Genomic DNA, 12,080 nt, shown 5'->3' with positions numbered 1-12,080 from the left:
TCCAGGAACAGAAAATCAGGATGCGGCGCGTTCACCGCCGCCGGCACCGGTTGCGCTGGCGGCAAGCTTCAAACCCGGCTTGGCTTCGGACTTCAGGGCACGCAATTCACCATCGATGGTGGCACCTTGGTGCATTTCAAGCGTTTCGTACTTGACGTCGCCGACGATGCGGGCTTTGGGCTGCAACTCAAGCAGGTCGTCGGCAATGACGGGGCCTTCAACGCTGCCATTGATGATGACATGACCAGCCCTGACCTTGCCATGCACACGGGCTTTGTCGCTGATGACCAGCAGGGTGCGGCCATCGCCGATGGCCTGGACGTCGCCTCGGAGCTCGCCGTCGATGCGCAAACCGTCGGCGAAGCGGATCTCGCCCGTGATGACGGTGCCTTCACCGATCAGGGTGCGGATGGGGGGCGTTTTTTTCCAACCGAACATCGCAGGCTTCCTCACAGGTCAAGGGCAATGACAAAAGACAAGGGCCGAGAAGCGCCCAAACCCCCGAGGGTACACCGAAGGCCATCGAGATCAAGGCCCTGACCAGGGGCTGGCGTGGGGTGCGTCACAGGCGGTGCACCTGCGTGGCCTTGACGGCCCCCGTTTCGTCCAGCACACGGATCTGGATCTGGCGCACGACCACCCCTGCGGGCGGTTGCAACAACCCCTCCAGGCGGCGGTACTGCTTGAACTGAACCGCCTGACGCACCATGGGACCGCTGGTCGACCAGGGTGCGGCATCGCGTGTGCCGGTTGCAAAGACCTCGATCGTGCCGCGGAAATCGGCCTGCCCCCGGACACCCTGCTGCATCACCAGCAACTGGTAGCGAACCGGCCCGGTGGCCGAGGCCTCGACCTGCAGGCCGCGGATGGCAATGGGCTCGCCCGACGTGGGCAACAGGCGCTCGAAAAAGCCCAGGTCGGCCTTGAGGGCCTGGTTTTCGGTCTCCAGCGCGCGAACCTGGTCGGCGAGCTTTTGCTGGGTCACGCGCTCGGCCTTGAGCAGGCTGTCCGCCGAATTGGCGATGGAGCGGGCCTGATCGCGGTCGGTGCGCAAACCCTCCAGCTGAGCACGCAACTCGGTGACCTGAGCCTGGGCAGAACGGCTGCCCTGCCCCAGCCCCGCCAGCCCGCGTCCGAACTCGAAGGCCCACAGCGCCAGCGCCCCGGAAAAGCCCAGCGCGATGGCCACCACGGCCCAACGCAAGGGCCATGGCAAGTGGCTGCGAACGGCCATGCGCGGTGAGCTGATCGACAGCCGCCGGCGCAGCAGGCGCCAGCGCATCAGGGCAGCACCGGCACGCCGGTCAGGCCCAGGTGCTCATCGAGGCCGCACATCAGGTTCATGCACTGCACGGCCTGGCCCGAAGCGCCCTTGGTCAGGTTGTCTTCCACCACCAGCACCATGACGGTGTCGGGCAGCGGGCGGTGCACCGCGATGCGCACGTTGTTGGAGGCGCGCACGCTGCGGGTCTCGGGCGCGCTGCCAGCGGGCAGCACATCGACGAAACGCTCGCTGCGGTAGGTGTCCTCGAACACCTGCTGCAGATCGGCGGCCTGGCCTGCGCTGTTCAGCCGTGCGTACAGCGTCGAGTGGATGCCGCGGATGATGGGCAGCAGGTGCGGCACGAACAGGCAGTTCACGCTCGCGTCACCGGCGATGGCGCGCAGCTGCTGGTTGATTTCGGGGCCATGGCGGTGACCCTTGACTCCATAGGCCTTGAAGTTGTCGGAGGCTTCGGCGTGCAGGGTGTGCACCTCGGCCTTGCGGCCTGCGCCCGAGATGCCCGAGGCGCAGTTGGCGATCAGGCCGGTGGTCTCGATCAGCTTGTTGCGCAGCAGCGGGGCGTAGCCCAGCTGAACAGAGGTTGGGTAGCAGCCCGGGTTGCCGATGACGCGCGCGCGCTTGATGGCGTCGCGGTTGATTTCGGGCAAGCCGTAGACGGCTTCTTCGAGCAGGTCGGGGCAGGTGTGGGCCATGCCGTACCACTTCTCGAACTCGGCGGTGTCTTTCAGGCGGAAGTCAGCGGCCAGGTCGATGACCTTGACGCCGGCGTTCAGCAGCTCGCGCGCCTGGGCCATGGCCACGCCGTGCGGGGTGGCGAAGAAGACGACGTCGCACTCGGTGAGCTTGGCTTCATCGGGCGTGACGAAGGCCAGGTCGACGTGACCGCGCAAGCTCGGGTACATGTCGGACACGGGCATGCCGGCCTCCTTGCGGGAGGTGATGGCCTTGATCTCGACTTGGGGGTGCTGCGACAGCAGGCGCAGCAGCTCGACCCCGGTGTAGCCGGTGCCACCGACGATGCCGACCTTGATCATCTTCGATCCTTTCAAGAAAGAGGCGCCATTGTAGGAACAATGGCCAACAGGATGCAGTCCATGAATGACAAACCCGCCCGGGGCCGAGGCCAGGGGCGGGTTGGCTGGACTGGCGTGGCCCACAAGGGGCCAGCCAGCCAGGAGGCTCGATCAGCGCTTGCTGAACTGCTTACGACGACGAGCGCCGTGCAGACCGACCTTCTTACGCTCGACTTCGCGGGCGTCGCGGGTGACGAAACCAGCGCGGCTCAGTTCGGGCTTCAGGGCGGCGTCGAAATCGATCAGGGCGCGGGTCACACCGTGACGGACGGCACCGGCTTGACCGGATTCGCCACCACCGTGGACGTTGACCTTGATGTCGAACGCTTCAGCGTTGTTGGTCAGCACCAGGGGCTGCTTGACCACCATGATGGAGGTCTGACGGCCGAAGTACTGCTCAACGGGCTTGCCGTTGATGATGATCTGGCCGGTGCCCTTCTTGATGAAGACGCGGGCGACGGAAGACTTGCGACGGCCGGTGCCGTAGTTCCAGTTACCAATCATGTGGCCGCTCCTCAGATTTCCAGGGCCTTGGGCTGCTGGGCTGCGTGCGGATGCTCGCTGCCTGCGTAGACCTTCAGCTTCTTGATCATGGCGTAGCCCAGGGGACCCTTGGGCAGCATGCCCTTGACGGCCTTTTCGATGGCGCGGCCAGGGTGCTTGGCTTGCATGTCCTTGAACTTCGTGGCGTAGATGCCGCCGGGGAAGCCCGAGTGACGGTAGTAAACCTTGTCGGTGGCCTTGGTGCCAGTGACGCGGATCTTGTCGGCGTTGACGATGACGATGAAATCGCCGGTGTCCACGTGAGGCGTGTAAATGGCCTTGTGCTTGCCGCGCAGACGGAGAGCGACTTCGCTGGCCACTCGTCCGAGCACCTTGTCGGTGGCGTCGATCACAAACCACTCGTGCGTCACTTCGGCCGGCTTGGCGCTGAAGGTCTTCATGGGTGTTTCCTTAGATTAGGAAGTAAAACAGTTGTCTGTCAGCTTTGGCACCACTTCTTAGGAACGGGGTGGCCTCGCAACCGACTGTCGTGTCGCCCCAGGTGCCGCTTCACAGAGGAAGCAAACTCGAAAACCTGGCGGGGCAACAACCCTGGCGCACCGCCCAAACAGCTTAGGCACGCGCACCATTCCCGGCAACCGCATCGGGAATCCGACATTCTAGCCCAGGTTCCGGCCCTTGCACAAGGTGCGGCAACACCCTGGCGCTGGCGGGCGCGGCAGCCATCATCGGACCCCGGATGACGTGAAGTAGTTGACACGTCGCAAGGTGGACGCAGGGGACGCCTTGCGACACCAAGGGTTTTCACCTACATTGCCAAGCAATCCGGTGACGACAGTCCAAAGAGGAGGCCGCAGCCTCCCCACCGGTCACGCAAAAGGGGTCAGCCATGACCAAGATCCGCTCTCGTCCGCCCATCGACCGTTTCGGCATGCGCACGCCAACTCAAGCTCCGGCGAACCCCGGTTCGTCGTCCGCCCGCCCCGTTGAGGGCTGGGTGCCCATCCGCGACCTGCACGCCCGCCACCGCCGCCGCATCCTGGCTCACCTGATGGAGCTGGATGAGAAAGACCGCTACCTGCGCTTCGGCTACAAGGCGACCACCGAGCAGATCCAGCAGTACGTGGCCTCCATCGACTTCAAGCGCGACGAGGTGTTCGGTATTTTCAACAGCAAGCTGCACCTGGTGGCGATGGCCCACCTTGCCGCCATGCCCGGCAAGGGCCCGGCAGGCGATGGCTCGTCGCGCGGCCGCGCGATGGAGTTCGGTGTGTCGGTGCTTGAAGCGGGCCGCGGCAAAGGCCTGGGCCTGCGCCTGTTCGTGCACGCGATCATGCACGCGCGCAATCAGCACGCCAGCCACATGATGATCCACGCGCTCAGCGAGAACGGCCCGATGCTGCGGATCGCCGCCAAGGCCGGCGCCGTGATCGAACGCGACGGCCCCGATGCCGAGGCCTGGCTCAAGCTGCCGCCCGACACCGTGGGCACGCACATCGACAGCTCGCTGCAGTCGATCGCGGCCGAGGCGCTCTACCGCATCCGCTACAACGCGATGCACGCCAGCGACTGGCTGAAGATGCTGGTGAACCCGATCTGATCGGAGCGCCTCAGGCGCCAGAAAAAAGGCCCCGCACGCGGTGACGCGTCGGGGCCGGTTTGTTTCCGGGCTTGAGGCCGCCCGGCGGGCCTTGCCTGGTCAGACGGCGGCCGTCACGAGCAGGGCGTTGATGCGCCGAACGTAGGCAGCGGGGTCGTCGAGCTGACCGCCTTCGGCCAGCAGGGCCTGATCGAACAGGATGTGTGCCAACTCGTCGAAGTGCTCGCTGGCTTCGAGCTTCTTGACCAGCGCGTGCTCCGGGTTGAGTTCGAGCACGGGCTTGACCTCGGGCGCGGCCTGGCCCGCTTGTTTGAGCAGGCGCGCCAGGTGGCCGCTGATCTCGCCGTCTTCCGTCACCAGGCAGGCGGGCGAGTCGACCAGGCGGGTGGTGATGCGAACGTCCTTGGCGCGATCAGACAGCGCGGTCTTCAGGCGCTCGAGCACGGGCTTGAAGGCTTCCGCGGCTTCTTCGGCCTGCTTCTTTTCGGCCTCATCTTGCAGGGAGCCCAGGTCCACGGCGCCCTTGGTGACGTTGTGCAAGGGCTTGCCTTCGAACTCGTGCAGGTGCGAGAGCAGCCACTCGTCGACGCGGTCGGTCAGCAGCAGCACCTCGATGCCCTTCTTCTTGAAGAGCTCGAGCTGCGGGCTGTTCTTGGCGGCTGCCAGGGTGTCGGCGGTGATGACGTAGATGCCCTCCTGGCCTTCCTTCATGCGCCCGATGTAGTCGGCCAGGCTCACCGACTGGGTGGTGCCGTCATCAACCGTGGTGGAGGCGAAACGCATCAGCTTGGCGATGCGGTCGCGGTTGGCGAAGTCCTCACCGATGCCTTCCTTGAGCACCTGGCCGAACTCGCCCCAGAAGGCGGCGTACTGGTCGCGCTTGGCCTGGTCTTCGTTGCCCGCCAGGTCTTCGAGCATGGACAGCACGCGCTTGGTGCAGCCCTCGCGGATGACCTTGACGTCGCGGCTCTCCTGCAGGATCTCGCGGCTGACGTTGAGTGGCAGGTCGGCCGAGTCAACCACACCCTTGACGAAACGCAGGTAGCTGGGCAACAGGGCCTCGGCGTCGTCCATGATGAAGACGCGCTTGACGTAGAGCTTGAGGCCACCCTTCTTGTCGCGGTTCCACAGGTCATACGGGGCCTTGGCCGGGATGTAGAGCAGCTGGGTGTATTCGCTGCGGCCTTCGACGCGGTTGTGCGTGTGGGCCAGCGGGTCTTCGCTGTCGTGACTGAGTTGTTTGTAGAACTCGGCGTATTGCTCGGGGGTGATGTCGGACTTGCTGCGCGTCCACAGGGCGGCGGCCTGGTTGATGGTTTCCCATTCGTCCCGGCGCACGTACTCGCCCTTGTCGGCATCCCACTCTTCCTTTTGCATGAGGATGGGCAGGGAGATGTGGTCGGAGTACTTGCCGACGATGCTGCGCAGCTTCCAGGCGGTGAGGTACTCGTCTTCGCCCTCGCGCAGGTGCAGGATGATGTCGGTGCCGCGAGTGGGCTTGGTGATGGCATCGACCTCGAAGTCGCCGGTGCCTTCGCTGCTCCAGCGCACGCCTTCGTCGGCGCTCAGGCCCGCGCGGCGGGACTCGACGATGATGCGGTCGGCCACGATGTAGCCGCTGTAGAAGCCCACGCCGAACTGGCCGATGAGCTGAGCGTCCTTTTGCTGGTCGCCCGAGAGGCGCCCCATGAAGTCCTTGGTGCCGGACTTGGCGATGGTGCCGAGGTGATCGATGGCCTCTTGCGCGCTCATGCCAATGCCGTTGTCGCGGATGGTGAGCGTGCGCGCCTCTTTGTCGACGATCAGGCGCACGTCGAGGTTGGGCGCGTCTTCGTAGAGCGCCGAGTTGTCGAGGGCTTCGAAGCGAAGCTTGTCACAGGCGTCCGACGCGTTGGAGATCAGCTCGCGCAGGAAGATCTCCTTGTTGGAGTACAGCGCGTGGGTGACGAGGTGCAGCAGTTGCTTGACTTCGGCCTGGAAGGAAAGGGTTTGCTTGCTCATGGGATGTCAAGTGTGAGAGCCCGCCTGCAGGGGCGACGGGCAGGTTGGTTGGACGGGGCGCGCGTTTGAATACCGCCATTGCGCCAGCGGCGCGCAGATGGGGACAGCCCAGTGACTTTCAAGGGGGCCAAGGCGGCATGATGCGTTCGCCACACGCTCGCGGACCGGATTGCGCCGGGGGCTTGCAAACGGCTTGAATTTCGGTGTATAGTTCAAGGCTTGATGGCGCTTTAGCTCAGCCGGTTAGAGCGACGGAATCATAATCCGCAGGTCCGGGGTTCGAATCCCTGAAGCGCCACCAAAAAAACACCAAAGGCCCAGCAGCAGTGCTGGGCCTTTTTCGTTGGCGCAGCGGTTGCACCCTTGGCCCTGCGCCCCACTGGCCACTGGCAACCCCCAGCGCACAGGCCTGCCTGTCGCAGCTATATTGGGTTGACCAATCGTCCACCCAAGCATGAAACCGCCTGTTCTGCCTGTTTCACGGAGCAGCCTCCCTGCGCCGCCGGGAAGGTGTCGATGAGCTGGGTGCCCTTCGTCGCCTCGGCGTGCCTGGGCGCAGGGCTCGCGTCGCTGTGGCACCTGCATCGCGCGCGGCAGCAGCGAAGGCAGGCGCAAAGCGTCAACCAGCAAATGCGCGAGTACCGCGCCATGGTCGAGAACACCAACGACGCCGTGCTGTTGATGGAGGCCGGCCGCATCGTCGAATGCAACCCGGCGGCAGAGCGGATGTTCGGCATGCCGCACACGGCCTTGATCGGTGCCCACCCTGCGTCGCTCTCGCCGCAGTTGCAGCCCGGTGGCGGGCGATCGCAGGACCTGGCCAACGCCAACATCGAGCGCGCCTTGGGCGGCGAGCCGCAGCGCTTTTTGTGGGAGCACCTGCGCTGCTCAGGCGAGGCGTTCACGGCAGAGGTGGCGTTGGCGCCAGCGTTCCAGCGCGGAGAAGTCCAGGTGCCGCGCTTCGTGGCGGTGTTGCGCGACGTCACCCAGGCTCGGCGTGCGGCCGAGGCGCTGCAGGTCAGCGAGCAGCAGTTCCGCCGCCTGTTTGAGCTGGCGCCGGTGCCCCTGGCCCTGACCACCCAGCAGGGGCAGTTGATCGACTTCAACCGGCAATGGATCCAGGTGCTGGGCTACGACCGCAACGACGTGCCGACCATGTCGCAATGGTGGCAAAAGGCCTACCCGGATCCCAACTACCGCCAGGCCGTGCAGGACATCTGGAACAAGGCCATCGGCCGCGTCGTTCACGAGGGCCGCGAGTTGCAGCAAACGCAGGTGCAACTGACCTGCAAAAGTGGCGAGGTGCGCACGATGCGCGTGGGTGGCGCCCTGGTGGGCGACGCCATCCTGACCAGCTACATCGATGTGACCGAATTGCGCCAAGCCCAGCAGGCGCTGCAGACCCTCAACGCAGAGCTGGAACAGCGCGTCAGCGAACGCACCCGGGAACTCGAATCCGCCATCGATCACCTGCATCGCACCCAGGACGAACTTGTGCGCTCGGAAAAACTCGCCGGGCTGGGCTCGCTCGTCGCGGGCGTGGCGCACGAGCTCAACACCCCGATCGGCAACGCCGTCATCGTCGCCAGCACGCTGGCCGACCAGCAGCGCCGCTTCGCCGACGAGGTCGAGACGGGCCTGCGGCGGGCCTCGCTGACGCGCTTCGTCAGCGAGGTGCAAGAAGGGGTCGACGTGATGGAGCGCAACTTGCGCCGCGCCGCCGAGCTCATCAGCGGGTTCAAGCAGGTGGCGGTCGATCAGTCCAGCCATCAAAGGCGGCGCTTCGACCTCAAGGAGATCGTGCACGAGCTCACGCTGGCCCTCAGCCCGACCCTGCGCCGCGCTGGCGTCGCGTTCACACACGATGTGCTCCCGGATGTGACGCTGGACAGCTACCCCGGCCCGCTGGGGCAGGTGATCATGAACGTGGTCAACAACGCCGTGGTGCATGCGTTCGGGCAGCAAGCTCAACCGAGCATCGCGGCATCGGGGCAGGTCAGCGGCGGTGTGCTCACGCTGGCCCTGACAGACAACGGCTGCGGCATCCCCCCCGATCACCTGCCTCGGGTGTTCGACCCCTTCTTCACCACCCGGCTCGGCAAGGGTGGCTCGGGGCTGGGCATGCACATCGTCTACTCACTGGTGACGGAGCTGCTTGGCGGCTCGGTCCACATCGACAGCACCGTGGGGCTTGGCACCACCGTGACGCTGCGCATCCCGCTGCAAGCCCCGTCAACCGAAGCACCCGAAAGCGCTGCCCATGCGTGACCAGCCCCCTTCTACTTCGAGCACCCACCGCGACGACGACTTCGTTCCTTTTGTCGAGGACGATGGCGACGACGCAGCGGCCACATCCGCGATGCCGCCCTGGCAGGTGCTCATCGTCGACGACGATGCCGACGTGCACCGCGCCACCGAGATGGCGCTGCGCGACCTGAGCATCGAGGGCCGGCCCATGCAGCTGCTGCACGCCTACTCGCGGCAGGAAGCCATGACCGTGGTGGCGCAACACGAGGACCTGGCCGTCATCCTGCTGGATGTGGTGATGGAGTCGGACGACGCCGGGCTCAAACTCGTGCACGACGTGCGCAACACGCTCAAGCGCGAATCGCTGCGCATCATCCTGCGCACCGGTCAGCCAGGCTACGCGCCCGAGCTCGACACCATCCGCCATTACGACATCAACGACTACCGCACCAAGTCGGAGCTGACGCGGGTGCGGCTTTTCACCAGCCTGACGGTGGCCGTTCGCGTCTACCGCCAGATGCGTGCGCACGAGCAGACGCGTCGGGGCCTGGAGATGGTGGTGCGCGCCAGCACCGACCTGAGCAAGTTGCACGGCATGCACCTGTTCGCACAAGGCGTGGTCAGCCAGTTGTGCGCGCTGCTGGGCATCGAGCCAGAAGGACTGATCTGCGCGCAAGCAGGCTTGCAGGGGCAAGGCGAGCCCGCGCGCGTGATCGCGGCAGCCGGGCGTTATGGCGACCTCATCCAGCGCCCCGTGAGCGAGCTGGGCCTGCCTCGTGTGCAAGCCGCCTTGCAGCGCTGCCTGGATGAGCGCCACAGCCACTTCGACGACGGCCTGGCCCTGTATTTCGCCACATCGGACGGCCGGGGCCTGGCTGCTTACGTGGACCACCCCGCGCCCCTGCTGGCGCTCGATCGCCACCTCGTCGAGGTGTTCTGCTCGAGCATGTCCGCTGGCTTCGAGAACGTGCTGCTCTACGGTCAGCTGGTGGACCAGGCCTATGTGGACCCGCTGCTGCACATCCCCAACCTCAACCAGATGCTGCAGACGTTGAGCAGCACACCCGCGCGACACACCCCCGCGACGCTGGCCGTGCTGGACGTCGATGGCTTCGCCGACATCAACGACATGCTCGGCCATGGCTTCGGCGACACGGTGCTGCGCGCGGTGTCGAACCGCTTGCGGGAACAGACGAGCGCCGCCTGCAGCCTGGCCCGACTGGGCGCCGACGTGTTCGGCGTGCTGGGTCCGGCCGACGAGGTGACGGCCGAGCGTTTGCAAAACCTCTTCGCCGTGCCCTTCATGATCCAGCAGCAGTCGGTGCGCCTGTCGGCCACGATGGGCCTGGTGCGGCTAGACGAACACGCCGATCGCGGCGCCGACCTGCTCAAGGACGCGCACCTCGCGCTCAAGCGCGCCAAGGGCCAAAGGCGCGGCACGGCCTGCTACTTCTCAGCCGAGATGGGCCAGGAAGCCCGCGCCCGCATGCAGCTGCTCGACAGCCTGCGCACCGCCACTGGCTCCAGCCAGCTCTTTGCGGTCTACCAACCCAAGGTGTGCCTCAAGACCTCGCGCGTGCTGGGGCTCGAGGCCCTGCTGCGTTGGCGTCGTCCCGATGGGGAAATGGTGCCGCCAGACCGCTTCATCCCGCTGGCCGAGCAGGCTGGCCTGATGATGGTGCTGGGCAGCTTCGTGACACACACCGCCTGCGCCACCTTGCGCCGCCTGCATGAGGCCGGGCACACCACACTGACCATGGCCATCAACGTGTCGCACGCGCAGCTTCGAGAGCCCGACTTCGTGCCCTTGCTGGCGCACACGCTTCAGGAAACCGGCGTGGCGACTGGCGCCATCGAGCTCGAGATCACGGAGTCGATGGCCGCCGACGACCTCACCCTGATCCAGCAACGCCTGCAGGACATCCGGGCCCTGGGCCTGAGCGTGGCCATCGACGACTTCGGCACGGGTTTTTCTTCGCTGAGCGTGCTGCGCCACCTCCAGGCCCAGCGCCTGAAGATCGACCGCAGCTTCATCGCCGAGATCGAACACGACAGCCGCATCGCGCGCATGGTGGTGCAGCTGGGGCAGCTGCTGGGCATGCAGGTGATCGCCGAAGGCGTGGAAACACAGGCCCAACAAGCCATGCTGCAGGCCATGGGGTGCGACGAAGGCCAAGGCTGGCTGTTCGCGCACCCGATGGAAGAAGACGCTTTGCTGACGTGGTTGTCTTCGCCGGGCGGTTGAGCCGAGGTGCATAGAATCCGGCCCGATGCCATCGCCCACCCTGCCCTCACCGTCTTCGCTCACCGCCCGCATCCCTGCGGCCTATGCGCTGTCCCTGTTGACGCTGATGCTCGAGCGCGGCCATGCGCAGGAGGCCATGTTGTCCGGCACACGCCTGACCGAGGACGAGCTGCGTGGTCAGCACGCGCAGATCGACGCATGGCAGTACGCCGTGCTGCTGGTCAACGCCATGCGCGCCGACCCCGACCATGGCCTGGCCTATGAGCTGGGCCTGCGCAGCCAGGTCACCAAACACGGCTTCGTGGGCTTCGGGCTGATCAGTTGCGCCACCTTGCGCGAAGCCATCGAGTTCAGCGAGCGCTACTTCCGCGCCCGCGTGCCCATTTTCAGCAACGAGATGACGGTGCGCGGCGACGAGGTCGTCATCGAGCTGCGCGAAACCCAGCCCCTGGGGCCTTATCGCGCCTTCGTGATGGACCTGGCCGTGGTCGAGTTGTGCAGCCTGTTTGCCAAGGTGCGGGGGCAGGACCCGGCCACCTTCGGCTGGACCAGCCGCATCCACGTGCCGCATGCCGAGCCCGAGGCCTACGCGCGCTACCGTGACCGGCTGCCGCCCTTCAGCTTCAACCAGCGCGCCATCGAAATCCACTTCCCCGCGCGCATGCTCGACGAGCCGATCGCCACGGCCGACCCGGTCAGTGTGCAACTGGCCATCGAACGCTGCGAGCAGGAAATGTCTCGCCAGGCAGCGGCCCATGGCACGCGCGGCCAGGTGATCGAACGCCTGCGTTGCGAGGGCGGCCGCTACCCCGAGCTGGCCGAGGTCGCCGAGCGACTGCACATGTCCGAGCGCACCCTCAAGCGCCGCTCGCAGGCCGAAGGCTGCTCCTTCCAGGGGCTGCTGGATGAGGTGCGCCAACGCGACGCCGAGCGCTTGCTGGCCGACCCGCAACTCGCCATCAAGCAGGTGGCCGATGCCGTGGGTTACGCCGATCCGGCCAACTTTGCACGCGCCTTCGGCAAGTGGACGGGCCTGTCGCCCAAGGCCTGGCGAGACAAGTTGGCGGCTGGGGGTGGCCCGAAATGACAGATTTCAGGCCTGCGCGCCCCTCACGCTGACAACGC

10 protein-coding genes and 1 tRNA gene are annotated in these 12,080 nt (G+C 65.9%); 5 read left to right on the top strand and 6 right to left on the bottom strand.

Annotation, left to right across the window (positions count from 1 at the left end):
- Positions 1-15 precede the first annotated feature (15 nt).
- The 5 genes from ABG80_RS15860 to rplM form a co-directional block, all read right to left on the bottom strand.
- Positions 16-438, bottom strand: a complete 423-nt coding sequence (locus tag ABG80_RS15860) for a bactofilin family protein (RefSeq protein ID WP_058088565.1) — start codon at positions 436-438, stop codon at positions 16-18.
- Between the two features lie 124 nt (positions 439-562).
- Positions 563-1,282: a DUF6776 family protein gene (locus ABG80_RS15855; protein WP_058088564.1), complete on the bottom strand. Its 720-nt coding sequence runs from the start codon at positions 1,280-1,282 to the stop codon at positions 563-565.
- A complete protein-coding gene (gene argC / locus ABG80_RS15850) occupies positions 1,282-2,319 on the bottom strand; it encodes an N-acetyl-gamma-glutamyl-phosphate reductase (protein WP_058088563.1) in 1,038 nt (345 codons plus the stop codon). Before argC ends, ABG80_RS15855 begins: the two co-directional genes overlap by 1 nt.
- A 150-nt stretch (positions 2,320-2,469) precedes the next feature.
- Entirely contained in the window at positions 2,470-2,862 is a 393-nt protein-coding gene (gene rpsI, locus ABG80_RS15845; protein ID WP_058088562.1) for a 30S ribosomal protein S9, read from the bottom strand.
- An 11-nt stretch (positions 2,863-2,873) separates the two neighbouring features.
- A complete protein-coding gene (gene rplM, locus ABG80_RS15840) occupies positions 2,874-3,302 on the bottom strand; it encodes a 50S ribosomal protein L13 (protein WP_058088561.1) in 429 nt (142 codons plus the stop codon).
- 449 nt (positions 3,303-3,751) lie between these two features.
- Between rplM and ABG80_RS15835 the strand changes: the two genes are divergently transcribed.
- Complete coding sequence (locus ABG80_RS15835) at positions 3,752-4,462, top strand: GNAT family N-acetyltransferase (RefSeq protein WP_235513887.1); 711 nt, start codon at positions 3,752-3,754, stop codon at positions 4,460-4,462.
- Between the two features lie 99 nt (positions 4,463-4,561).
- Here ABG80_RS15835 and htpG read toward each other — a convergent pair whose 3' ends face one another.
- The gene (gene htpG / locus ABG80_RS15830; RefSeq protein ID WP_058088560.1) at positions 4,562-6,463 is read right to left on the bottom strand and encodes a molecular chaperone HtpG; all 1,902 of its coding nucleotides are present in this window, start codon (positions 6,461-6,463) and stop codon (positions 4,562-4,564) included.
- Positions 6,464-6,687: 224 nt separating this feature from the next.
- Here htpG and ABG80_RS15825 point away from each other — a divergent pair.
- The 4 genes from ABG80_RS15825 to ABG80_RS15810 all read left to right on the top strand — a co-directional run bounded on the left by ABG80_RS15825 (position 6,688) and on the right by ABG80_RS15810 (position 12,042).
- Positions 6,688-6,764 (top strand) — tRNA-Met (locus tag ABG80_RS15825).
- A 215-nt stretch (positions 6,765-6,979) separates the two neighbouring features.
- Complete coding sequence (locus ABG80_RS15820; protein ID WP_058088559.1) at positions 6,980-8,731, top strand: PAS domain-containing sensor histidine kinase; 1,752 nt, start codon at positions 6,980-6,982, stop codon at positions 8,729-8,731.
- Entirely contained in the window at positions 8,724-10,955 is a 2,232-nt protein-coding gene (locus tag ABG80_RS15815; protein WP_058088558.1) for a GGDEF/EAL domain-containing response regulator, read from the top strand. Before ABG80_RS15820 ends, ABG80_RS15815 begins: the two co-directional genes overlap by 8 nt.
- A gap of 25 nt (positions 10,956-10,980) precedes the next feature.
- A complete protein-coding gene (locus ABG80_RS15810) occupies positions 10,981-12,042 on the top strand; it encodes an AraC family transcriptional regulator (protein ID WP_058088557.1) in 1,062 nt (353 codons plus the stop codon).
- Positions 12,043-12,080: the final 38 nt, after the last annotated feature.

This window comes from Aquabacterium parvum, from assembly GCF_001447195.1.
Lineage (GTDB): Bacteria > Pseudomonadota > Gammaproteobacteria > Burkholderiales > Burkholderiaceae_C > Aquabacterium > Aquabacterium parvum.
The sequence above is the reverse complement of the archived record's forward strand: the minus strand, read 5'-3'. Positions and strand labels throughout refer to the sequence as shown.